Below are 23,306 nucleotides of genomic sequence, written 5' to 3'. Positions count from 1 at the left end.
TTTGTGTATGGCACCGGAGATTTTAAAAAAAGTAGAGGGCATGGTATGAATGGTTAGTGGGCGATTACAAGTATTGTCCCCCATTGCCTCGATCATGATCAAGCAATGGTCTGCTTATGAAACACTTGAATAGGTAGGAATGGTTAGAAAAAAGTGAAGAGTGAAGTTCACTTCTTCATTCCGCGGACAAATAAATAAATATCTCTTTTTAGACTGCCGTATTAGCAGTCTTTTTTTATGTGTATTTCGTATGATAATTTCAACTTGTGTTCAAATGTCTATGAAAATATGGCATGTTTGCTTTCCTTTATTTATATAGTAACAATAACGGGAACAAGCTGAACTTTGTCTATGAGGTGATAGTGTTGTGGAGAGCCGGAATGAAGTGGATGCTGCTCATATTAGGGAGCCTGATCGGGGCCGGATATGCGAGCGGTCAGGAGATATGGCAGTTTTTTGGGGCGGAAAGCGGACTTGCTATTGTGCTGTTTACAATCATGTTCATTTTCTCGTCTTATATTGTGATGAAAATCAGTTTTAAGGTTCAATCCACTCATTTTCTGCCGGTTCTGGAGCATTTAATGGGGCCATGGCTGGCGAAAATTTATGATGTCCTCATCATTTTTTATTTGTTTTCGACAACTATGGTGATGATTGCCGGAGGCGGTGTGACCCTGCAAATGTACAAGCTTCCTTTCTGGTGGGGAATCACGCTGATTTGCATCGTGACAGTGTGCTTGTTTTTGTGGGATGTGAAAGGAATATTATCTATAAATAGTATTTTGATTCCTGTGTTAGTAGCGGGGCTTTTATATGCGCTGATCTCCTTTCAGAGCACACATCACCATACGTGGACGATTGATTTGTCCCAGCAGTATAACTGGCCTGCGAGCATTACATTTACCTCTTTAAACATCCTTTCAGTTGTTGCGATTTTATCCTCCGTTGGGAAAGAGATGAAAGGGCTCGGAGAAGCAAAAATCGCAAGTGTGGCAAGCGGTCTTATTTTTGGCGTGATCTCATTTGTTTATAATGAAACGTTGGTGGAGCTGGCGGGTTCCCTTTCTCAGTTTGAAATACCGCTGTTTGCCGTTCTGGAGGGTGCGCCTTATTTCCTTTTTTTATGTATGACGGCGGTGCTGTGCCTGGCCATTTACACGACGACGGTAGCTGGTTTGCTGGGGCTGTCCAGCCGGCTGATGGCGTTTATTCATATGCCGAGATGGTTGATAGTGTTGATTTTGTTAGTGTTAATGGTACCTTTTACTTCTTTCGGATTTTCTGATTTGATCGCGTTTTTGTATCCGATATACGGGATGCTCAATTTGTATTTGTTAGTTTGTCTGCTCTTATATCCTATTTTGAGTAAATGGAAATAAGAGGATGTAATTCTTTTCGGGTATCTTGATTGCTCTTATGATCAGTTTTTTTGTACAATAGATACAGCAGTTTATGAAAAGAGGTGAAGGGTCTTGGCGGATAAAGACTTTGGCCTGAATGATATCGTAGAAATGAAAAAACCGCATCCATGCGGAGCGAACAGCTGGAAAATTATACGCATGGGAATGGATATTCGAATTAAGTGTGAGGGATGCTCTCACAGTGTTATGATTCCGAGAAAAGAATTTGAAAGAAAACTAAAAAAAGTACTAGTCAAGCATGAGGAGCCTACTTCATAAATAGGCCGACACTCATGCTTTTTCATATAGAAGGTAAGGAGTAGACGGCGATGAGCAAAGTGCATCAGTCGGCATGTCCGCTGAATTGTTGGGACAGCTGCGGCTTTTTGGTGACTGTTGATGACGGAAAGGTAACAAAAGTGGACGGAGATCCAAACCATCCGATTACGGAAGGTAAAATCTGCGGCCGTGGCAGAATGCTTGAGACAAAAACAAATTCGCCTGATCGGCTTCGCTATCCAATGAAAAAACAAAATGGCGAGTTTGTGCGGATTTCTTGGGAGCAGGCACTTGATGAAATTGCCGACAAACTTCGGGAAATCAAGGAAACGTCGGAGACGACTGCTGTTTTGCACAGCCATGATTATGCGAATAACGGTCTGTTAAAAGCGCTTGATCAGCGTTTTTTTAATGGATATGGCGGCGTGACTGAAATCGTCGGAAGCATATGCTGGGGCTCCGGCATCGAGGCGCAAAGCTGGGATTTTGGCCGTTCGTACGGGCACGGCCCGCTTGATATTTACAACAGCAAGCATGTTGTTGTGTGGGGAAGAAATGTATCAAGAACAAATATACACTTATACCATCACTTGCAGCAGGTGAAAAAGAAGGGCGCCACGATTACGGTGATTGATCCGATCTTTAACCCGACTGCTAAGCTTGCCGACCGCTATATCTCTGTAAAGCCTGGAATGGACGGCTGGCTTGCGGCAGCCGTTTTGAAGGTTCTGATTGAGACGGGAAGAACGGATGAAACGTTTATTTCTGAGCATTCTGTCGGTTTTGATGATGTGAAAGAGCTTTTGAAGACCGTTTCTCTGGAAGAGTTTATTGTGAAAACAGAAACTTCTATGGAGGAGCTGGAGTATTTGGCCGGTTTGTATGCTGATGGTCCGGTGTCTACTTTTATGGGGCTTGGCATGCAGCGATATAAAAACGGCGGGGGAACGATTCGTTGGATTGATGCACTTATTGCGGCAAGCGGAAATGTCGGAATTAAGGGCGGCGGCGCGAATTTCGGAAATGTCCAGATTGGTGAGAGCTTTGCAAAAACAAAGCTGACGCTGCCGGAATTAAAAACAACATCCCGTTCTTTTTCAATGATGACACAGGCTGAAGAAGTGTTGACCGCTGCTGATCCTGCGATTGAGATGATTATTGTGACGTGCGGAAATCCGCTGACTCAGGTGCCGAATACAAATAAGGTGAGACAAGCTTTTAAAAAGGTTCCAATGACGGTCGCGATTGATTCCATTATGACGGATACCGCAAAGCTGTGTGATTATGTTTTGCCGACTGCCACTGTTTTTGAAGAAGAAGATATCTACTATTCCAGTATGTATCATCATTATGTTCAGTACGGGAAGAAGCTTGTGGAGCCGCAGGGTGAAGCGAAATCGGACAGCTGGATCTGGTCAGAGCTTGCAAAACGTCTTGGGTTTGGCGAGCTGTTTGAATACAGCACTCAAGAATTTTTAGAGATGGGGCTTTCTTCATTGGAAGCAGAGGATGTGACACTTGAGCGTTTAAAAGAAAAAGGCCACCTCCCTCTTCCAGTAAAACAGGTGCCGTGGGATGATTATCAGTTTTTGACGCCGAGTGGAAAATTTGAATTTACTTCGTCGCTAGCTGAGCAAAAAGGATTTAGCGGCTCGCTTCAATTAAATGTGCCCGAAGAATCTGTTTTCCATAATGAGGAGTTAGCTGAAAAGTACCCTTATACGCTGTTATCCATTCATCCGCAGCGTTCCAACCATTCACAGCATGTGCCGTTTATTGAAAAGCTTCAGCACGTTCAGGTCGATATTTCTCCAGATATAGCGGCTGAGCAGGATCTTCAGGATGGAGACGAAGTTGTCATCTTTAATGACCGCGGACGCTTGAAGGGCAAGGTGAAAGTGATGAAGCAGGCTCATGCGAAGACGATTAATATAGATGAAGGCATGTGGGCGGCTTTTGGAGGGTCAGTCAATGCACTGACAAATGATACAAATTCTGATAATGGAATGGGAAGTACGCTTTTTGACTGTTTAGTAGGCTTGAAAAAAGCATAATCAAAGGGATTGGCAGGCTGAAAATGCTTTTTTGTCAGCTTGTCTTTTCCAGTGAACCTCCTTATAATTGCTCTAGGTTCAAAATACGTTCATACAATGACGGTTTTATATAGAGGAGATGAAAGAATGGCTTTAACAGCTGGAATTGTTGGTTTGCCGAACGTCGGAAAATCAACACTATTTAACGCAATTACACAGGCCGGTGCCGAATCAGCCAACTACCCGTTCTGTACAATTGATCCGAACGTGGGAATTGTAGAGGTACCGGATGATCGTCTGCAAAAGCTGACTGAGCTGGTCAACCCGAAGAAGACTGTGCCGACTGCTTTTGAATTCACTGATATTGCAGGGATTGTAAAGGGCGCATCTAAAGGAGAAGGACTCGGCAACAAGTTCCTATCTCATATTCGCCAAGTTGACGCGATTTGCCACGTTGTCCGTGCTTTTTCCGATGACAACATTACTCACGTTTCCGGAAAGGTTGATCCGATTGATGACATTGAAACGATCAACCTTGAGCTGATCCTCGCTGATATGGAAACGGTTGAAAAGCGGATTACACGCGTCAGCAAGCTTGCGAAGCAAAAAGATAAAGACGCTGTATTTGAGTTTGAGATTTTATCTAAACTGAAAGAAGCGTTTGAGAGTGAAAAGCCTGCTCGATCTGTAGAATTCACTGAAGAGCAGCAAAAGCTTGTGAAGCAGCTCCATTTACTGACTTCGAAGCCTATTTTGTACGTGGCCAACGTAAGTGAAGATGAAGTTGCTGATCCATCTGGCAATGAAAATGTAGCGAAGATTCGCGAGTACGCTGCCGGCGAAAACGCAGAAGTTATCGTTGTGTGTGCAAAAATCGAATCTGAAATCGCTGAGCTTGAAGGCGAAGAAAAGCAAATGTTCTTGGAAGAGCTGGGCATTCAAGAATCAGGTCTTGATCAGCTGATCAAAGCGTCTTACTCTCTTCTCGGCCTCGCAACATATTTCACAGCCGGAGAACAGGAAGTCAGAGCTTGGACATTCAAAAAAGGCATGAAAGCCCCTGAGTGTGCAGGAATTATTCATAGTGACTTTGAGCGGGGCTTCATTCGTGCTGAGACAGTTGCTTATGAGGATCTTCTTGCGGGCGGCGGTATGGCAGGAGCTAAAGAGGCAGGAAAAGTCCGCCTTGAAGGGAAAGAATATGTGGTCCAAGACGGAGATGTTATTCATTTCCGATTTAATGTATAGGATGCAGTTGTAAAGGGACAAGAGCTTTGGTATAATATAAAATTGTGAGTAATAGAATTATTGCTCCTTGCCCATTATGGGCCGCTTAGTCCAAAAGGAGGTGCAAACAGATGAGAAAGTACGAAGTTATGTACATTATCCGCCCAAACATTGACGAAGAGTCTAAAAAAGCAGTTATCGAGCGTTTCAACAACGTTCTGACTTCTAACGGTGCGGAGATCACTGGAACAAAGGATTGGGGTAAACGTCGTCTTGCTTACGAAATCAACGATTTCCGCGACGGTTTCTACCAAATCGTAAACGTTCAATCTGACGCTGCGGCAGTTCAAGAATTTGACCGTCTAGCTAAGATCAGTGACGATATCATTCGCCACATTGTTGTTAAAGAAGAAGAATAAGCAATTTTGAAATATATAATGGTAAAAGGTGGTCTTTCTTATGCTTAACCGAGTTGTATTAGTCGGAAGACTGACAAAAGACCCAGAGCTTCGTTATACGCCAAACGGTGCGGCTGTTGCTACGTTTACTCTTGCTGTGAATCGTACATTTACGAACCAGTCCGGAGAACGTGAGGCCGATTTCATTAATTGTGTCACTTGGAGAAGACAAGCCGAAAACGTTGCAAACTTCTTGAAAAAAGGAAGCCTTGCAGGCGTAGATGGCCGTTTACAAACAAGAAACTATGAAAACCAGCAAGGACAGCGTGTCTTCGTGACAGAGGTCCAAGCTGAAAGTGTTCAATTTCTTGAGCCGAAAAACGGCGGCGGTTCTGGTTCAGGTGGATACAACGAAGGAAACAGCGGCGGAGGCCAGTACTTTGGCGGAGGCCAAAATGATAATCCATTTGGGGGAAATCAAAACAACCAGAGACGCAATCAGGGGAACAGCTTTAATGATGACCCATTTGCCAACGACGGCAAACCGATTGACATCTCGGATGATGATCTTCCATTCTAATGTGATTATCGCCTAAAATGAAAAAGAAAGGAGGGAAATGACAATGGCAGGAGGACGCAGAGGCGGTCGTGCGAAACGCCGTAAAGTGTGTTATTTCACTTCTAACGGTATCACGCACATCGACTACAAAGATGTAGATCTTCTTAAAAAGTTTGTTTCTGAGCGCGGTAAAATTTTACCACGTCGTGTAACTGGAACAAACGCTAAATACCAACGTAAATTGACTGCAGCGATCAAACGCGCACGTCAAATGGCTTTACTTCCATACGTAAGCGGTGAGTAAGCTGATACGTAAAGAGCAAGGACCTTCGGGTTCTTGCTCTTTTTTATAGGGGGGAGGATGAAACATGAAGTTGATTTCATGGAATGTAAACGGCCTGCGGGCTGTGATGAGAAAAATGGATTTCCTCTCTTATTTGAAAGAAGAGGATGCAGATATTATATGTCTTCAGGAAACGAAGATACAGGACGGCCAGGTTGACCTCCAGCCTGAAGGCTATCATGTGTATTGGAATTATGCAGTGAAAAAAGGATATTCCGGCACAGCAGTTTTTTCTAAGCAAGAGCCGCTGCATGTCATCTACGGTATCGGAGTAGAAGAGCATGACCAAGAAGGCAGAGTGATTACGCTGGAATTTGAAAACGTGTATGTGATGACTGTTTACACGCCCAATTCCAGAAGGGGATTAGAGCGTATTGATTACCGCATGCAATGGGAAGAGGCTTTATTGTCTTATATTCTTGAATTGGATCAGAAAAAACCAGTGATTTTATGCGGTGATTTGAATGTAGCTCATCAGGAGATTGATTTGAAAAATCCAAAGGCGAACCGGAATAACGCTGGATTTTCAGATCAAGAAAGAGAGGCATTCACTCGTTTCTTAGAAGCTGGCTTTGTTGACTCTTTCCGTCATGTTTATCCTGATCTTGAAGGCGCTTATTCTTGGTGGTCGTATCGTGCCGGCGCCCGGGACAGAAATATTGGATGGCGCATTGATTATTTTGTTGTTTCTGAAAGCCTTAAGGAACAGATTGAAGATGCCAGCATATCAGCGGATGTCATGGGTTCCGACCATTGTCCTGTTGAACTTATCATCAATATATGATGAGATAGCAGTAAGGATTTTACACTTACTGCTTTTTTTATATGAAAAGGAGAAAGAGATGGCAAATATAAAAGAGATCGCAAGACTGGCAAATGTATCTGTTTCGACTGTCTCGCGTGTATTGAATCATCATCCGTATGTATCTGAAGAAAAGAGAAAGCTTGTTCATCAAGTCATGAAGGAATTGGATTATACACCAAATCGAACCGCAATCGATCTCATTCGCGGGAAAACCCATACAGTCGGTGTGATTCTGCCTTATAGCGATCATCCCTGCTTTGATAAAATCGTTAACGGAATCACCAAGGCGGCTTTTCAGCATGAGTATGCAACGACCCTTCTCCCCACCAATTATAACCCCGATATTGAAATCAAATATTTAGAGCTGTTAAGAACGAAGAAAATAGACGGTCTCATCATTACTTCCCGCGCCAATCATTGGGACAGCATTTTAGCTTATCAGGAATATGGGCCGGTCATCGCTTGTGAGGATACCGGAGACATTGATGTCCCTTGTGCTTTTAATGACAGAAAAACTGCTTATGCAGAGAGCTTTCGCTATTTAAAGAGCCGCGGGCATGAGAATATTGCTTTTACGTGTGTCAGAGAAGCTGATAGGAGCCCGAGCACGGCTGATAAAGCTGCGGCCTATAAAGCTGTCTGCGGAAGGTTGGAAGACCACCATATGCTGTCCGGATGCAACGATATGAATGATGGTGAGCTGGCAGCTGAACATTTTTATATGAGCGGGCGGGTTCCGACTGCTATTTATGCAAATAGTGATGAAGTGGCAGCTGGAATTCATCTATTTGCCAAAAAGAATAATTGGGATGTTGAAATCATAGGCGAGGGAATTACTTCTATCAGCCGTGTTCTTGGTTTTCCGTCGCTTGATTTGAATCTTGAGCAGCTCGGCATCGCAGCATTTTCTCTATTTTTGCAGGATGAACCCGCTGATATCAAAATTCAGCATAAATTTAAGAAAAAAGCTTGAACTGAAATGCATTTCATACCTTATAACTTCATTGAAGGCGAAGGAGGAGGAAGAAATGCAGATTGAACATATAGCGGTCTGGGTCAATGATTTAGAGCGAATGAAGTCTTTTTATGAAACGTATTTTAATGGCGAAGCGAATGATTTGTATCATAATGAGAAAAAAGATTTTAAGTCTTATTTTATTACGTTTGATTCCGGAGCAAGGCTGGAGATTATGAAAAAAGGGAATGTGACCGATCCGCCCTCACAAACAATGACAGGCTGGGCACATATTGCCTTTTCCGTTGGGAGCCGGGAGAAAGTTGACGAACTGACTAATCGATTGAAGGCGGATGGTTTCGCAGTAGTAAACGGCCCGAGGACAACAGGAGACGGCTACTATGAAAGTGTGATTGAAGATGATGAAGGGAATTTGATCGAGATTACAATCTGACATCTGGAGTGACTTAAATGCTGAGGACAGAAAAAGAAAAAATGGCAGCTGGAGAATTATACAATTCGGAAGATCAACAACTATTACTAGAACGCAAGCATGCGAGACAGCTGATTAGACAATATAACGAAACACCGGAAGATGATGCAGTGCGGACGGAGCTTTTGAAGGAGCTGCTCGGTTCGGTTGGGGGTCAAGTCACGATTTTGCCGACATTTCGCTGTGATTATGGCTATCACATTCATATCGGAGATCATACATTTGTTAATTTTGACTGTGTCATTTTAGATGTGTGTGAGGTGCGTATCGGCCGTCATTGTTTGATTGCGCCAGGTGTACATATCTACACGGCCGGTCATCCTCTTGATCCGATCGAAAGGAAATCCGGGAAGGAGTTCGGTAAGCCTGTGACAATTGGAGATCAAGTTTGGATTGGAGGCCGGGCGGTGATTAACCCGGGAGTGACAATCGGTGATAACGCAGTGATTGCTTCTGGATCTGTTGTCACCAAGGATGTACCCGCTAATACTGTTGTAGGCGGAAACCCCGCAAGGATTTTGAAGCAATTGTAATGAGGTCAGTGCGGCAGATCCGCACTGACTTTTTTAAATCTGTTTTGCATTCGTATTAGGACCGAAGAAGATTAACAGCAAGGAGCATGCGAGCCAACAGCCCCCAATAAATAAGAAGACGCTGATATAGCCGAGCTGAACGGCAATAAATCCGACAAGCAATGAGCCAAAAATGTTTGAAAAACGGCCAAGACCATAGGCTAAACCGCTGCCAGACGAGCGGTATTCAGTCGGATAAGGTTCAGATGTATAGGCGTATAAGTTCGAGGTAAAGACCCGTTCTGTGATATTCACGATAAAACCAAATACAATGATCATGATGGGAATAAAAGTCATACCATATAAGAGCCCGGCGATGGCCGTCAGAAACGCACTCGCAGCTAAAATCCATTTTCTTTGAAATCTTTCGGAAATCATGGAGCCGAGCAGTGCGCCAAGCGGAGCGCCGACGGAATGCAATACGTTATACCACAATGTATTTTCCATGGTGACGCCATTGCTTTTTAGCAGGCTTGGAACCCATGAGGCAAATCCGTAAAACCCAAACGTTTCAAAAATCCATACAGCAGATAATACGATGGTGATTTTGAGGTTTCTGCCTTTCAATAAGCCTGCGTAACCTGCATGCTGCTTAACAGTTTCACTTACTTTAGGCTGGGATGCTGCCGGAAGCGGGCCTTTCTCCTTTTCAACCTGTGCCTCAATTCGGTTGAGGATCGCATCGGCTTTCGCATATTCCCCTCGATTTTCGTGCCAGCGAGGCGACTCTTCCAGCCGTCGAATAAAGAAAAAATAAATAAGGCCGACGGCACCCCATACAAACACAAGCCTCCATCCCCATGAACCAAGCGGAATGACAAAGGCAGACACAATGTTGGTGATCGGAACCCCGATCAATCCAATCATGGCACAAAAAGAAATATATTTTCCACGAACACTTGAAGGGAAAAATTCCGCCAAATAGCTATTCGTAATGACCATGGCGGCTGCAACGCCAAATCCGGTGAGGAAACGGAATGTCATTAAAGATGGAATGTCCCATGCCGCAGCATTGCATAGCGATGCGATTGAGAAAACAAAGACAAATAGATTTAAGGCTTTTTTGCGGCCGATTCGATCGGACAGCCGTCCGCCCAGTGAAGCGCCTAAAAACATGCCTAAAAACGAAGCAGCCGTTACGTTAGCAATAGTTGAAAGCGGGATGCCCCAATGCTCGATCAGTGCCGGCGCTACATTGCTGAGGGTGAATAAATCTGCGAGATCAAAGAAATAAACAATGCCGAGAGCGGTTAACACTTGGAAATGAACGCGTGAAATCGGAAGGCGGTCTAAACGATTCGCTGAGTTTGAGAAAGGATGTGTATTCTTTTGTTTGAAGATCGTATTCATAAAAAACCCCCTTTTTAGTAGTAAGAAAAGACTGAAAATTCCCCTCTTGGGACTATTATAAGTATCTTGGTTCATTGGCAACAGAGTTCAAATCACTAGATGGAAGAACTAAATTCACACTTTATATTTTAATTTTGCTTAAAAGATTTCCAAAACAGTAGGTTCATAGACCAATTTATGCAAATATATAGTAATATTCTCATTGAAAGGAAAAGACATAGAAGGAATGAATTCATTTATCCGTCCTATAGAAGGAAACAATACGTTGTGGAGATATTTTTTCGCTTTTTTGGTGATGGTAGGGTTATATGTATTCGGGAATATAGCTTACCTTTTCGCTATATTGTTCACGGTTATTGTGAATCCCAATATCACGTTTGATTTGGATGAAGCTGTGCTGAGTGATCCCCTCGTAGATCTTTATTTGTCCCATGTGATTTATTTATTCGCCATTCCGGGAGTTTGGCTGGCTGTGCGCTTTATTTTGAAGCGGCCTTTCCGAACGGTGATAACACCAAATTCAAAGATGAATTGGCGGAGAATTTCCTTTGGTTTTATTGCTTATTTCTTGCTGATGATCGCCGTACAATTGATTGATTTTGTGATTCATCCTGATAGCTATTCAATGCAAGAGTTTAATGCCTCACGCTTTATCTGGCTGCTAGCGGCTGCCCTCATTTTGGTTCCGATTCAGACATCAGCTGAGGAACTGTTTTTCAGGGGATTTTTGCTTCAAGCTTTCGGGAGATTGACGAAAAATCCTCTATTTTTGACACTGATTGTCGGAGGATTGTTTGGCGTATTGCATTTTGCGAATCCAGAAATGAACAACGGCGCTGTCTGGGCAGGAATTGAGTATTTAACATTTGGGTTTGTGTGGACCTATTACACGATTAAAACTGGAAGCATCGAAATATCACTTGGCGCCCATGCCGCGAATAATATGTTTTTGTGTATGTTTATTACAGAAAAAAACAGTGTGTATGGAGGAATTCCTTCTCTCTTTACGGTTACGCGGGGGAACCCGATGTGGGAGGCTTTCTTTACGATAGCGGTCAACCTTGTGTTTGCGGGGATCGCTTTATGGTACCATAAGAAATCAAAAAGTAAGCAGCAAGGATCTTAATCCCTGCTGCTTATTAACGTTTGGATCGCTTCTTCGATATTCGTTGTCGGCTGCTGGCAGGCGAAGTTTTCACAAATATACACGGTTGTTTTGCGGTCTATGATGCGGTAGTCTGCTGCAAAGGGCGCAATGTCTTTGCATTGATCAGGATGCTCTGCTACCAGAATGGAGTCGTTAGGCTTAAAGGCTTTTTGAAGCTCTGTTATGATTTGTTTTCTGGCTGGATCGTCTGCACTTCCAAAAATCACGATTTCTTTTTTAGGCATTAGATGCCTTAACACACTTTGCATAAAGAAAGCATGGCCGCTCGGATACGCGTCGATGTCTGGCTTGAACACGGAAAACATCGTTTCCGCTTTTTCGATCAGTGATAAGTCGCCTGTGACTTGTCCAAGACGCAGCAGCTGAACTGCTGCCACACTGTTTCCGGAAGGCACGGCGCCGTCGTACACTTCTTTTTCCCGTACGATTAAGGCTTCTGCATCGTGTCCGGTGAAGTAGAATCCGCCATGCTCCTCATCCCAAAATAAGCTGATCATATCGTCTGTCAGTTTCTTCGCTTTTTGTAAATAAGAAAGATCAAACGAAGCTTCATAGAGATCCAGATAAGCCCATAGGAGAAAAGCGTAATCGTCGATAAAGCCTTTGTTTTTCACTTCGCCATCACGATATCGGACCATCACACGGCCGTCGATGATTAATTTGTTTTCAATAAATGTGATGGCGTCTTTCGCTAGGCTGAGATATTTTGGCTCCTGGTATACCTTTGCCGCTTTCGCAAGACCCGCGATCATCAGCGCGTTCCATGAGGTAAGCACTTTATCATCGACATGCGGATAGGTTCTTTCCTCGCGTGTCTTCAAGAGCTGCTGTCTTGCGTCTTCGAGTTTGAGACTGAGCTCTTTTTCGGTTAACCCGGCATCCTCTTTGATTTGTTCTCGCTTTGTGTGAATGAGGTTAGGAATATTTTTGCCTTCAAAGTTTCCTTCTTCAGTGATGTCATACACTTGGCAATACAGCATTCCGAGATCGTCCCCGAGCGTTTTCAGAATCTCTTCCTTTGACCACACGTAGTACTTTCCTTCTTCTCCTTCTGTATCCGCGTCTAAAGCAGAGAAAAAGCTTCCGTCTTCATGAGTCATTTCCCTCTGAATGAACGTAATGATCTGCTCACAAATCTCTTTATAGCGGCTGTTTTGCGTGACCTGGTAGGCTTCGGTATAAGCGGTCAGCAGCAGCGCATTGTCGTACAGCATTTTTTCAAAGTGGGGAACGAGCCACTCGTCATCGGTCGAATAGCGGGCGAACCCATAGCCGATATGATCGTAAATGCCGCCATTCGCCATGCTGTCCAGCGTTTTCGTCACGTTGTATAAAGCGTTATCCTGCCCCGTATTGTGATGATAACGAAGCAAATACATCAGCATATGGGGCATCGGAAATTTCGGTGCCTGCCCGAAACCGCCGTAGATCGTATCAAACCCGCTGGCAAGCTGCTGGAATGTCCGGTGAATCGCTGACTCGCTAAGGCCTTCGCCTGATTTGGCGGCTGTTTTGGTCTGCAAATGTTTAGCGGCGTTCTCCGCAATATCCTCGACATGCTCGCGGTCGTTCGCAAACGTCTCAGAAAGATGCTCAAGCACATCAACAAAACCGGGACGATTGAATTTGCTCGTCTTTGGAAAATATGTACCCGCGTAAAACGGCTTTTGATCAGGCGTGATAAACACATTCAGCGGCCAGCCGCCCTGCCCGGTCATCAGCTGGCAGATTCTCATATAAACAGAATCCACATCCGGCCGCTCTTCCCGGTCGACTTTAATCGCCACAAACCGTTCATTGAGAAGACGCGCGATTTCTTCGTCTTCAAAGCTTTCGTGAGCCATCACGTGGCACCAATGACAAGTCGAATAACCGATGCTGACCAGAACCGGCTTGTTTTCGCGTTTTGCTTTTTCAAATGCTTCTTCTCCCCAAGGGTACCAGTCCACAGGGTTATGAGCATGTTGAAGTAAATAAGGAGACTTCTCAGCGATTAATCTATTGGGTTTACTTTTGTTTGGCATGGGATCACCTTCTTTCGTAAAGATTATTATTTAATCTATTATGTGTGTTCTTCCTAATTTTATAACGTAATTCCAACGATAACTTTCCTGAGGGTAATCTATACTTAAATCTTTGCATATTGTGTCTAATAGCGAGAAAGTTTTTCTATAAGTAAATTTCCAATAAAATTTACTGAAAAAAAGCATTCTAAAATTGATGATACTTTTTTCCTCTGGTCTTAAAAAGGATTACTTTTCAGAAGAGTTACCAAAACTAATTCTTAAACCAATGCCCATAATAATAATTGCAATTAGTCCAATAATATTAACTATTGTTGAAATAGATTCATTATCTACAAAAATATTAACAATAAACGAGCCTGCAACGATCAATAGTATCAAAAAATATAAAATTTTTTTCATAAACACACTCCTATTTTTTTAAAAATATGTTATTATTTTCATCGGAAAATAATTCTACAAAAATATTGTAAAGGAGTTTTATCGTGAAGAAAAGCATTAAACAATTGGTCATTGTAATCTGTTTCTCTCTAATTTTCACCACTATAACAATACCAATAGCTAACGCAAAAGAAAATTCTAATGAAGTTTCTTCTGAGCAAGTTAATGTAGAAGCTCAGAACATGAAAAGAACTCTTGAACCCCTATTAGAATTAATTGATCAAATGCCAGAGGATGTTGCTGAACAAGGAATAAACTCCGGTGTTGAATGGTTAAACATACATAAAGGTAACGAATTTGATGGTTATGAATTTGTTGCTGATGGAGAAAACCTGACTGCTGTTAAAACCGTACAGGATAATATCGGACCATTTATAGTATTGAATACATGGAGTTGCATTTCTAGTGCTGCTAAAGCTATAGCAGTAAATGCTATCCCATGGGCAAAGATCTTAAAGGTTAAAAAAGCCGCAAAATTAATGGGCGGACTAAATTCCATGACAAAAACAATTATTAGAGCTTATAAACATCAAAGAAACCTAGGACTTTCTAGAACAAATGCTATTAAAAAAGCCGTAAAAGTCTCTACTAAAGCACTACCAGGTGAAACACAAAAAGCTGTACTAGAATTCTTTAGTTTAGGTGACGTTGTTAATAATTGTTTCTAATTGTTTTAAAAACAGAAATACAAACAGGTTTAAATTATCAAGACCTAAATTATAAAAACCCTTAAAATAAAGGAGAAAACATAGTAGACATATATGTTTTCTCCTTCTTAATTGATTACAGTCACAGTCAAGATATTGTAGAGTAGTCCATGTGTGTTTACTCCTCTTTTTTTGTGTATATAATTTTGGAGTAATCTTTGCAACGTTAATCTATCCATTCTATATTTAATGATGGTGGTTTATTGCTACCTTTGGGATAATGCCATATCACTTTACTTATAAATGATGTTAATCCTTCATTTAGTTTCGTATCATCGAGCTGTTTCCAATTGTTAAGAAAGTGATCTAGTCGCTCAACGAGGGATTCTTTTGCCCTTATCTCATCTTCTTGTGTTATGTTTTCTGTTTCTTGTAATTCTAATTGAAGCTTATCTAATTCTCGTGAACGTATTTTTTTTCTTTCTTTAAATTCTTCTAAACTAATTAAGTCTTCCTCTAATTGTATTTGAAGCATTTTCAGTGCTTTTTCAACTTTCTTCATTCGTTCTTCAATCAATTGTATTTTGATTGCCTTAGAATCGAAAGGCTGGGATTCCTCTTTTAAATTTTTGAGTTCAGCAATTATTTCTTCTCGCCTAATTTTAATTCTGGTTATTATGAGATCCATCATAGAATTATAATTTAAGCCTCTGTTATAGCAACTGTTGCCTAAAGGGTCTTTCCTATTGCAAGGTTTAAGTTCCTTTTTCTGTTTTCGATCTTTTCTAATGGTCACTGAGTGAGTTCTTCCGCATAAGGCACATTTAATCAAATTTGATAAACCGTGTCTTCGTTGTCTTGCTCTTGGGGCAAGGCTTTGTCTAAGGGTCAATTTTTCATTGGCTAGGTCCCACGTTTCTTCATCAATAATGCAAGGTTTTATTGCATCTTTAACAATAATCCATTGTTCTTTAGGTCTTATTTTTCCTTGGTGAGTATTCCTTCCTTTTAGTCGGTTGGACACTATACATCCTTTGTAAATTTCAGAACGGATCATTCTTTCAATGCTTTTTCCACTAAATAAATTCCCTCTTTTAGTTCGATAACCTAACTGATTTAGATTTATGGCGATATTATCGACACCCATTCCATCTAAAACCAACTGAAAAGCCAACTTGACACCCTTTGCCCGTTCTTTATCAATTTCCACTCTTTTTTCTAAAGGGTTATAAATATAACCAAATGGCGGGGTTCCGTTTGACCACCTGCCTAACTTTGCACTTCCTTTTTTCCTTTCCTTAGCTGCGCTTTTATATTTTCGTACTCCCAGTTATTTACGAACCCGGTGAATTTTAAAGCTTGCCAATCTTCTTGGATTTTTAAGTCATAGATACGTTCACTATCGGTAACAAAGAGGACATCTTCTTGTCTTAAATAAACTCATAAATTTAGGTGTTTCAGCATCGTCTCTAGTAACACGTGCAAGGTTGACAGATAAAACAGCGTCGAAGAGTCCTTCTTGATGCTAGTAGAAGCCTACGGGGAAGGAAACTTTGAAGGTGAATTAGATCAGATAAAGACTAAAATCCGCACGCATATGAATATGCCACAGAGACTTTCTATAAATGCTGTAGCAGAAGCAAATGCACGAGGCGAGGATTGTAATGAGGTTTATATTGGTGGACATGTCAAAGCTAAAATGATGTACATTGGCAAAGATATGAATGATGTAATTGCTACAATTAAAGCAATGAAAGAAGGTACTCCGGAAATATTGCCAGAACATTTAGTTACATCGAGAGTTTCTTTTGAACAACTTCAAATATAATTCTTAATAACATATTGGTATTAGGTCTTAAAAAGGAGTGGACATTAGTCTGCTCCTTTTGGATATTCTAATAGACATGCCACCAATGATTAGTTGAATAACCAATCTGAAAGTTCATACAAAAAGGCAAGGATTCCTTGCCCTTCATTTAATTTGATATAAAAGCAAATGCATCTTTGGTACTGACCCCATAATGTGAGACAATTAAAAAACACCTTTAAGTTTGAAAACGGATAGTTATTATTCCGAAATAAGAAATTGGATTTATGCGCAGAAAAACTTATATTCATTCATCAAAAAGAAGATACTCGCCATAAAAGATTACTCAGGACAAGCTTCAACCAAAATCATAATGAAGGTGTTGGTCATCTCGCTCCCACAAATAAAAAACTGGTGATAACGTCTAAAGTAAAAAAAGGCATAAAAAATACTAGGAGTCTATAACCCTTGGTATCATACCGAGAGGACTTAACTGGTTACTCTACAAAAAAAGAGCAGCTCAGCTGCTCACCACAACACTTACTTAATATTTAATCATTTTTAGTTACCTGTACTGGCTGCTTCACCATGTCCTGGTCCGAAAGCATTTAATACGACTACACCCACAACAATGAGGAGAATTCCAATGCCGCTTGCAAAATTAATTTTCTCTTTCCAAATGAGAATGGAAATCAGTGTGGTTCCCACTGTCCCCAGTCCAGCCCATATGGCATAAGCTACATTTAATGGAATCGTTTTTATAGCTAGTGAAATACAGAAAAAGGATATAAAGAAACTCACAAAAACCCCGATAACAGGCCCAATCTTAGTAAAACTCTCTGAAGCTTTCAGCATAGATGTTCCTGTAAGTTCGCCTAGCACTGCAATGATCAGATATACATAACTCATGATTCTTCACCTTCTGTTTATTCATTTATATAATATGGTCACCTTTCTTCCCTGCAATGTTGCCTTAGTACATGGGTATTGCTGATTGACAATAATGCGAATGGAAATCCACGAAATAAGGGAATTGGACTTTAGTCATTTAACAAACACCCCGTTCATTTAAGCGTATAATGACTACTCAAAGTGATGCCTATTTTCTTTTATCCATTGGGCAAATGTTCTGGCAGGCTCTCCTAAAACCCGTTCAACTGTTGGTAAAACTGTATAAACTTGTTTAGGCGGGTTTTTTCCCATTTCAATGATGAAGTAATCAATAAATTGCTCGTCATATCCTTTGCTCTTCCATTCTTTTTTTACTTCATCTTCTGTCATTTCAATCAGCTCAATAGGTTTTTTAATCACTTCTGAAATTTGTTTAAGCATATTTCTCGGGTTTAATGCTTCTGGTCCAGTTAAATCATATGTTTGTTTATGATGACCTTCCTCCGTGAGAGCTTTTACTGCAACAGCCGCAATATCAGCTTCATGGATTCTGGCGCTTAGACTATCGGGAAATGCAGTACGGATAATTCCTTCTTTTTGAATAGATTCTGCCCAATCATAAAGTACGTTTTTCATAAATTCTACTGGCCTTAATATCGTCCACTCCATTCCGCTATTTATAATTACTTCTTCAATAGGGTTCCCTTCAAAATCCATCAATGCCACAATTTTTTTAACGCCAGCTTTTTCAGCCATTTGCACAATTCTTTGATTGGCCAAGAATTTAGTGTCTGATTGATCACTTTGTGTGATTAAAAATAAACCATCTACTTTATAAAGATGTGGCTTCAAAGTTTCAGGATTATCAAGATCTCCAGAGACAAGTTGAACTTCAGCAGGCAGATTTGTTTTGTTTCTGGCCCTTGTTAACGCCTTCACCTTAACTCCTTTTCCATTTAAAAGCTCAACAATGTGCCCGCCTACTGTTCCTGTAGCTCCTGTAACTAAGATTGTCATATTTATTTCCTCCAAACATTTTCATTTTTAATAAAAAAGGTTAGATAATTATCGGAATAATCAATGAAATCTATTTTGACTGTAGCTATTCCGAAATCGTACTCATCTCTGCCCTTCTTGGTTATAATAAAGGGTGGTGTAACACCATAGTCAAGGAGAGATTTTAATGGATTTACATTTACATACTCATTTAACGACTGGGCAATTTGCCAAATTAATGGGGATAAGCAAAGACACATTGTTTCACTATGATCGAATTGGGATTTTTTCTCCGGAAGTGAAAGCTCCTAATGGTTACAGGTATTATTCAATCAATCAAATCGATGTTTTTCATGTGATTTCAACCCTAAAAGAATTAGAAATGCCATTAAAGGAAATAAAGGAGTATCTGAACAAAAGATCCCCCGATGAACTTATTAATCTTCTCGAAAGTAAAGAATCAATACTTGACACTAAGATTAAACAGCTTCAAGAAATGAAAAAAATAATTTCGGAGAAATCAAGAATTACGAAGAAGGCAACTGAAATAGATCGTGCAGCTATTCTATTTGAAGAAAGGCAAGAAGAAGCATTAGTATTAACTGAAGCAGAGCCTTTTACAGGAGATAAAAGCATTTACGATTCCATGATCAATCACAATAAATATTTAAACACTCAAAATTTAGATGCCCATCATTCACCAGGTTGGATGATGGATACCAAGAAAATAATGAGCGGTAAACCCTTTAGTTATGATTATCTTTATACGAGAGTGAACAAAACATTAAACCATTATAATTATGTACAAAACAAAGGCACATATTTAACCGCGTATCACGCAGACGGATATTCACGTATTAAAGAAACTTACGATAGATTGTTAACATTTTCTCGCGACAAAAATATAAAATTACAAGGCTTTTTCTATGAAGAAGTGATGTTAGATGAGCTATCAGTTAAAGGCTATGAAAAGTATTTAATTAAGGTTTTTGTGCAAATTGTAAAGTAAGGGGATTAACTAAAGAACTCATTGTTCCTTATAAGACTATATGAGGATGAAAGCGTAACAACGTTATTTATCTGAAAATCTTCTGTCAGAAAAAGAGAAAAAAGGAGAATAACTATGAGTATTGAGATATTTTAAGTTCTATTTTATTAAAGTGTGTCTAACATGAGTGGTCTATTTAATCAGTATTTATATTCATATGGCTATTTTAATAGACATGCCACCAATGGCAAGTCGAATAACCGATGCTGACCAGAACCGGCTTGTTTTCGCGTTTTGCTTTTTCAAATGCTTCTTCTCCCCACGGGAAACAGTCCACAGGGTTGTGGGCGTGTTGGAGTAAATAAGGAGACTTTTCAGCGATTAATCTATTGGGTTTACTTTTATTTGGCGTGGGATCACCTTCTTTATGTATAAAGTAAAGTTATTTTGTTAGCTTACCACAAAAAACAATATATAAACTGGCACAAAAAATAATGAAACATTTGAATACTCAAGACGTAATTGATATATCTGTATTTCGGGAGGTAGATACTAAGAATGATTAAAAATATAATTGGAACGACACTTATACTTATTAGTCTTGTGGTATTCGGAATCAATTGGTTATACTTTGAGCCAAGAGGGTTAGAAGGATTTCCAAACTGGATTGGATTTGTAGGTGCTTTATTTGGAAGTTTTATTAAATACTCTCATTCAAATCAGAAAAACACTAGTGAAAATATGAGTAATAGTAATGGAATAATAAGAAAAATCGGTAAGGCCATTGATAATTTTATCGATGCTATTTCAGGTGGCATTGATAATGAAGATAGAGATCAAAGAAAGAATGAAAAACCTAAAAAATAGGTGAACGAAAAAAGCTTAGCTATTTTTAAAAGTCAGTTGTTTTTTTGTATTTGGGTGAAGTTGTTGAGTGATTTCATATGTAAAACAGCAAGAAAAGAAGAGGTCTTTTAACCTCTTCTTTTTTTAAACATTGGTATTCAACAATCAATTTACATTTTGCAGGATAAGAAGCGTCTTTTAACTAAAGGCATAAAAACGTGAAGGAGCATTCCTCCTAAACAGACGGTTAAAAGGGTTCCGATGCCGATAGGGCCTTTAAAGATAATGGCTAATACTAAGAAAAGAGCGTATACCAATGTTCTTGAAAACAAGATTGTTCTTTTGGAGAGATCTCGGATAATAAGTGTTAAATGATCGATGGGTGTTGATGCGAATTTCGTCTGAAGATAGATGGCTGTTCCAAGACCGATGAGCACCAAACCAATTCCGAAACAAATCAGTTTGCTTAACAACGCGTTTAGATAGATGGTGTTTTTTACAACAAACAACCATAGGTCAATGCCTATTCCAGTAATGAATGCTGTAATCAAGCCCAGCAAAATAGGTTTTTTTCTCGTTAATATAGCGTTGCAGATTAAGAGGATCACAGAAATAAGGACCTCCCAGCTTCCTACGGTAAGACCGATTTCTTTTGACAGACCAACCAAAAGGGCATCGAAGGGTGATGTGCCCAGTCCTGATTGTATGGTTAAGGAAATGCCCAAACTTAATATGAGTATGCCTAATCCGTAAAAAATATATTTCATGTTAAATCCGCGATATGTCTTTTGTCATAAGGACGTGAGGGATGCCGTCTTCCATAAATTCCTGTGAAGAAATCTGGTAGCCGAGTTTTTGATAAAAGCCTGCTGCTTGTGTTTGACCATGCAGCTTACATGCAGTCAGTCCTTTTTCTTTTATGATTTCTTCTAACCCGCTTACGATGACTTTCCCCAATCCGTACTTACGGTAAGGTTTTAGGATGCAGATTCTTTCCAGCTTTGCTGTATGGTCAACGATGCGCACACGGCCCGTGCCGACAGGCTGATTCTCATGATATACCAAGACATGCTGGCATTGTTTCTGGAGCGTATCAAATTCATCGAACTCTTCGGATTCCGATACATGTTGCTCCTCAATGAAAACCGTCTTTCTAATATTCAAAGCTTCATGTAAATCAGCTTCAGTTGTTATTCTTTTTATATTCATTATGAATCAATCCTTTTCTGATATTAGTCTGGACTGTACAGCATGCATGTGGTCTTATAATAGTAAGGTTAAAACATTTTTGTTGTAATTGCAACAAAAATATGTGAGGGGTTTTAGGAATGAATGATATTTTGCGTGAGATCGGCATGATAGCAAGAGCGTTGGATTCCATAAGCAACATCGAATTTAAAGATTTAGACTTAACAAGAGGGCAGTATCTCTATCTCGTACGTATATACGAAAATCCGGGAATTATTCAAGAAAAATTGGCGGAAATGATAAAAGTGGACCGGACAACGGCCGCGCGGGCCATTAAGAAGCTGGAAATGCAGGGATTTATTCAAAAACTGCCGGATGAGCAAAATAAAAAAATAAAAAAACTGTTCCCGACTGAGAAAGGGAAAAAGGTATATCCATTGTTAAGAAGAGAAGGAGAACATTCCACGGAAGTGGCCTTGTCCGGTTTTACTTCAGAGGAAAAGGAAACCATTTCTGCACTCCTTCATAGAGTGAGGAAGAATATAGAACGTGATTGGGAATATGTGAAGAAGGGGAACAAAAGGGATTATTAATGGACAACGTTAACAAGTTGAGCTGATGCTGGCGAAAATCGGCGTTTCCTTCTCAAGGATACCAGTCCGCTGGAGTGTGGGACCATTTTCAAGATAATCTGCCTTGAAAATAGTCTGTTCACTTCTGTTTACTTTTGAACTATCAAAAATCTCCAAAGGGAGTGGTTTGCGTGAACTTGAGACAATTATCAGAACATGTCTATCAATGTGAATTTGAGCTTGATGTGCCTCTTCGTATCCCGGTTCATACTTGGTTTATCAAAGATGGTGATGATGTTTATATTGTTGATACGGGAATAGAACGTTTTGCTGATGCTCAAATTAGGGCAACACTCGCGATCGGCAATCCAAAAGCCATTTTGCTTACTCATGGCCACAGCGATCATATCGGAGGTGCATCAAAATGGTTAGAGAGATTTGATATTCCGATTTTTGCGCACCAGAAAGAACTAAAGTACATCAATGGGGAAGAGCCATATCCGAACAAAAATGAAGTGGAGAACACAGGGGTAGCCCATATTGTCCAGCCGCTGACGGAGCAAACGCTTGCTCACCTGCCTCTGAAATACTATTTAACACCTGGCCATTCGCCGGGGCATGTCGTGTATTATCATAAAATCGATCGTACGCTATTAACGGGCGACCTTTTTATCACAAGTAAGGAGGATTTACACCCACCTATAAGAAGATTCAGTGTTGATATAAATGAGAACATCGATAACGGCTCAATCATAGATCAAATCAAACCAACGCTCATTTGCTCTTCACATGGCGAAGAAATTCTTTACAATGAAGAGTTGTATAAAAATTATGTGTTACGGTATAGGGATTAATGGAAATGAAAAAATTCAAAACAAATTGGGATGTGCAGAGAAATTTAAATACCCCGATATCTCAATGAGGATCTGATCGGGGTATCTTATATAGACAGATTGAATCGGGCCGAGTGCACCGGTTCTTTTTATTGGACCTTCCTCAACTTTGACATTGGTTTTCTTGGGATGCTCTAGTACTTGACTAATAGGCTCATCAGAGATCAAACATAAATCGGCAGATCCCGGGAATAGGCGCTTAGCTTTAGGTTTGAATTCATGGCCGGCTTCATGCAAGTTGATTTTTTGATTGCCAAAACACAAGGCTTATCTGCCTGCGTCAAAAGTTTCTTCTTTCATTCCCAAAACAGATGTATAAAAGTCGATCGTTTCTTGAAGGTTTTGTACAGTTAACATCAGATGATCAATTCGTTTGATCAAGATGAACTCCCTCCTATAACGAAAATCATCACAATCACTAGATGACCTGC

General features: G+C 40.4%; 26 protein-coding genes and 2 pseudogenes. 18 read left to right on the top strand and 10 right to left on the bottom strand.

What is annotated here, in order from left to right:
• Positions 1–362: 362 nt before the first annotated feature.
• The 11 genes from NYE56_RS20825 (at position 363) to NYE56_RS20775 (ending at position 9,025) form a co-directional block, all read left to right on the top strand.
• Positions 363–1,379 (top strand): YkvI family membrane protein, encoded by a 1,017-nt coding sequence (locus NYE56_RS20825; RefSeq protein WP_268553673.1) that lies wholly within the window; start codon positions 363–365, stop codon positions 1,377–1,379.
• A gap of 93 nt (positions 1,380–1,472) precedes the next feature.
• On the top strand, positions 1,473–1,679 hold the full coding sequence (locus tag NYE56_RS20820; protein WP_003219236.1) for a DUF951 domain-containing protein: 207 nt from the start codon (positions 1,473–1,475) through the stop codon (positions 1,677–1,679).
• A gap of 50 nt (positions 1,680–1,729) precedes the next feature.
• A complete protein-coding gene (locus NYE56_RS20815; protein ID WP_341284365.1) occupies positions 1,730–3,733 on the top strand; it encodes a molybdopterin-dependent oxidoreductase in 2,004 nt (667 codons plus the stop codon).
• Between the two features lie 126 nt (positions 3,734–3,859).
• On the top strand, positions 3,860–4,960 hold the full coding sequence (gene ychF / locus NYE56_RS20810; RefSeq protein ID WP_003242727.1) for a redox-regulated ATPase YchF: 1,101 nt from the start codon (positions 3,860–3,862) through the stop codon (positions 4,958–4,960).
• 110 nt (positions 4,961–5,070) lie between these two features.
• Positions 5,071–5,358, top strand: coding sequence for a 30S ribosomal protein S6 (rpsF, locus tag NYE56_RS20805; RefSeq protein WP_003244064.1), 288 nt, complete (start codon positions 5,071–5,073; stop codon positions 5,356–5,358).
• 40 nt (positions 5,359–5,398) lie between these two features.
• On the top strand, positions 5,399–5,917 hold the full coding sequence (ssbA, locus tag NYE56_RS20800; protein ID WP_003219228.1) for a single-stranded DNA-binding protein SsbA: 519 nt from the start codon (positions 5,399–5,401) through the stop codon (positions 5,915–5,917).
• A gap of 43 nt (positions 5,918–5,960) precedes the next feature.
• Positions 5,961–6,200, top strand: coding sequence for a 30S ribosomal protein S18 (gene rpsR, locus NYE56_RS20795; RefSeq protein ID WP_003219224.1), 240 nt, complete (start codon positions 5,961–5,963; stop codon positions 6,198–6,200).
• Between the two features lie 64 nt (positions 6,201–6,264).
• Positions 6,265–7,023, top strand: coding sequence for an exodeoxyribonuclease III (gene xth / locus NYE56_RS20790; protein ID WP_187957487.1), 759 nt, complete (start codon positions 6,265–6,267; stop codon positions 7,021–7,023).
• A gap of 58 nt (positions 7,024–7,081) precedes the next feature.
• Positions 7,082–8,017, top strand: coding sequence for a transcriptional regulator CcpB (gene ccpB / locus NYE56_RS20785; RefSeq protein WP_341284364.1), 936 nt, complete (start codon positions 7,082–7,084; stop codon positions 8,015–8,017).
• Between the two features lie 55 nt (positions 8,018–8,072).
• Complete coding sequence (locus tag NYE56_RS20780) at positions 8,073–8,453, top strand: VOC family protein (protein ID WP_341284363.1); 381 nt, start codon at positions 8,073–8,075, stop codon at positions 8,451–8,453.
• 17 nt (positions 8,454–8,470) lie between these two features.
• The gene (locus NYE56_RS20775; RefSeq protein WP_327810385.1) at positions 8,471–9,025 is read left to right on the top strand and encodes a sugar O-acetyltransferase; all 555 of its coding nucleotides are present in this window, start codon (positions 8,471–8,473) and stop codon (positions 9,023–9,025) included.
• A gap of 33 nt (positions 9,026–9,058) precedes the next feature.
• On the opposite strand, the gene NYE56_RS20770 is transcribed toward NYE56_RS20775, so the two are convergent.
• The gene (locus tag NYE56_RS20770) at positions 9,059–10,414 is read right to left on the bottom strand and encodes an MFS transporter (protein WP_341284362.1); all 1,356 of its coding nucleotides are present in this window, start codon (positions 10,412–10,414) and stop codon (positions 9,059–9,061) included.
• Positions 10,415–10,640: 226 nt separating this feature from the next.
• Between NYE56_RS20770 and NYE56_RS20765 the strand changes: the two genes are divergently transcribed.
• Entirely contained in the window at positions 10,641–11,540 is a 900-nt protein-coding gene (locus NYE56_RS20765; RefSeq protein WP_032724963.1) for a CPBP family intramembrane glutamic endopeptidase, read from the top strand.
• Here NYE56_RS20765 and NYE56_RS20760 read toward each other — a convergent pair.
• Both NYE56_RS20760 and NYE56_RS20755 read right to left on the bottom strand, forming a co-directional pair.
• Positions 11,537–13,606, bottom strand: coding sequence for a thioredoxin domain-containing protein (locus tag NYE56_RS20760; protein WP_341284361.1), 2,070 nt, complete (start codon positions 13,604–13,606; stop codon positions 11,537–11,539). The two genes, NYE56_RS20765 and NYE56_RS20760, sit on opposite strands and share 4 nt — an antisense overlap.
• Positions 13,607–13,834: 228 nt before the next feature.
• The gene (locus NYE56_RS20755) at positions 13,835–14,008 is read right to left on the bottom strand and encodes a hypothetical protein (RefSeq protein ID WP_326209214.1); all 174 of its coding nucleotides are present in this window, start codon (positions 14,006–14,008) and stop codon (positions 13,835–13,837) included.
• 83 nt (positions 14,009–14,091) lie between these two features.
• On the opposite strand from NYE56_RS20755, the gene NYE56_RS20750 reads away from it, so the two are divergent.
• Positions 14,092–14,715, top strand: coding sequence for a hypothetical protein (locus NYE56_RS20750; protein WP_326209211.1), 624 nt, complete (start codon positions 14,092–14,094; stop codon positions 14,713–14,715).
• Between the two features lie 205 nt (positions 14,716–14,920).
• Here NYE56_RS20750 and NYE56_RS20745 read toward each other — a convergent pair whose 3' ends face one another.
• Positions 14,921–15,904, bottom strand: a complete 984-nt coding sequence (locus NYE56_RS20745; RefSeq protein WP_341284360.1) for a recombinase family protein — start codon at positions 15,902–15,904, stop codon at positions 14,921–14,923.
• Positions 15,905–16,216: 312 nt separating this feature from the next.
• On the opposite strand from NYE56_RS20745, the gene NYE56_RS20740 reads away from it, so the two are divergent.
• Positions 16,217–16,522 (top strand): hypothetical protein, encoded by a 306-nt coding sequence (locus NYE56_RS20740; RefSeq protein WP_326209207.1) that lies wholly within the window; start codon positions 16,217–16,219, stop codon positions 16,520–16,522.
• A 540-nt stretch (positions 16,523–17,062) separates the two neighbouring features.
• On the opposite strand, the gene NYE56_RS20735 is transcribed toward NYE56_RS20740, so the two are convergent.
• Both NYE56_RS20735 and NYE56_RS20730 read right to left on the bottom strand, forming a co-directional pair.
• Complete coding sequence (locus tag NYE56_RS20735; RefSeq protein WP_217019852.1) at positions 17,063–17,410, bottom strand: DMT family transporter; 348 nt, start codon at positions 17,408–17,410, stop codon at positions 17,063–17,065.
• A 174-nt stretch (positions 17,411–17,584) separates the two neighbouring features.
• On the bottom strand, positions 17,585–18,409 hold the full coding sequence (locus NYE56_RS20730) for an SDR family oxidoreductase (RefSeq protein ID WP_268554565.1): 825 nt from the start codon (positions 18,407–18,409) through the stop codon (positions 17,585–17,587).
• Positions 18,410–18,575: 166 nt separating this feature from the next.
• Between NYE56_RS20730 and NYE56_RS20725 the strand changes: the two genes are divergently transcribed.
• The gene (locus NYE56_RS20725) at positions 18,576–19,397 is read left to right on the top strand and encodes a MerR family transcriptional regulator (protein ID WP_217019856.1); all 822 of its coding nucleotides are present in this window, start codon (positions 18,576–18,578) and stop codon (positions 19,395–19,397) included.
• A gap of 211 nt (positions 19,398–19,608) precedes the next feature.
• Here NYE56_RS20725 and NYE56_RS20720 read toward each other — a convergent pair.
• A pseudogene (locus NYE56_RS20720) lies at positions 19,609–19,809 on the bottom strand (DUF255 domain-containing protein); the annotation flags it as partial.
• 125 nt (positions 19,810–19,934) lie between these two features.
• Between NYE56_RS20720 and NYE56_RS20715 the strand changes: the two are divergent.
• Positions 19,935–20,243 (top strand): hypothetical protein, encoded by a 309-nt coding sequence (locus tag NYE56_RS20715; RefSeq protein ID WP_049140531.1) that lies wholly within the window; start codon positions 19,935–19,937, stop codon positions 20,241–20,243.
• Between the two features lie 149 nt (positions 20,244–20,392).
• Here NYE56_RS20715 and NYE56_RS20710 read toward each other — a convergent pair whose 3' ends face one another.
• Together NYE56_RS20710 and NYE56_RS20705 are read right to left on the bottom strand one after the other, a co-directional pair.
• A complete protein-coding gene (locus NYE56_RS20710; protein WP_335450222.1) occupies positions 20,393–20,989 on the bottom strand; it encodes a YczE/YyaS/YitT family protein in 597 nt (198 codons plus the stop codon).
• Between the two features lies 1 nt (position 20,990).
• Positions 20,991–21,431: a GNAT family N-acetyltransferase gene (locus NYE56_RS20705; protein ID WP_268554570.1), complete on the bottom strand. Its 441-nt coding sequence runs from the start codon at positions 21,429–21,431 to the stop codon at positions 20,991–20,993.
• Between the two features lie 119 nt (positions 21,432–21,550).
• On the opposite strand from NYE56_RS20705, the gene NYE56_RS20700 reads away from it, so the two are divergent.
• Positions 21,551–22,003, top strand: a complete 453-nt coding sequence (locus NYE56_RS20700) for a MarR family transcriptional regulator (RefSeq protein ID WP_003226875.1) — start codon at positions 21,551–21,553, stop codon at positions 22,001–22,003.
• 170 nt (positions 22,004–22,173) lie between these two features.
• On the top strand, positions 22,174–22,836 hold the full coding sequence (locus tag NYE56_RS20695; protein WP_268554571.1) for an MBL fold metallo-hydrolase: 663 nt from the start codon (positions 22,174–22,176) through the stop codon (positions 22,834–22,836).
• Positions 22,837–22,851: 15 nt separating this feature from the next.
• Here NYE56_RS20695 and NYE56_RS20690 read toward each other — a convergent pair.
• Positions 22,852–23,256: pseudogene (locus NYE56_RS20690) on the bottom strand (VOC family protein).
• Between the last annotated feature and the right edge of the window lie 50 nt (positions 23,257–23,306).

Source organism: Bacillus sp. FSL R5-0603 (assembly GCF_038050295.1).
In the GTDB taxonomy this organism is placed as follows: domain Bacteria; phylum Bacillota; class Bacilli; order Bacillales; family Bacillaceae; genus Bacillus; species Bacillus subtilis.
This window is presented reverse-complemented; position numbering and strand designations above follow the sequence as displayed.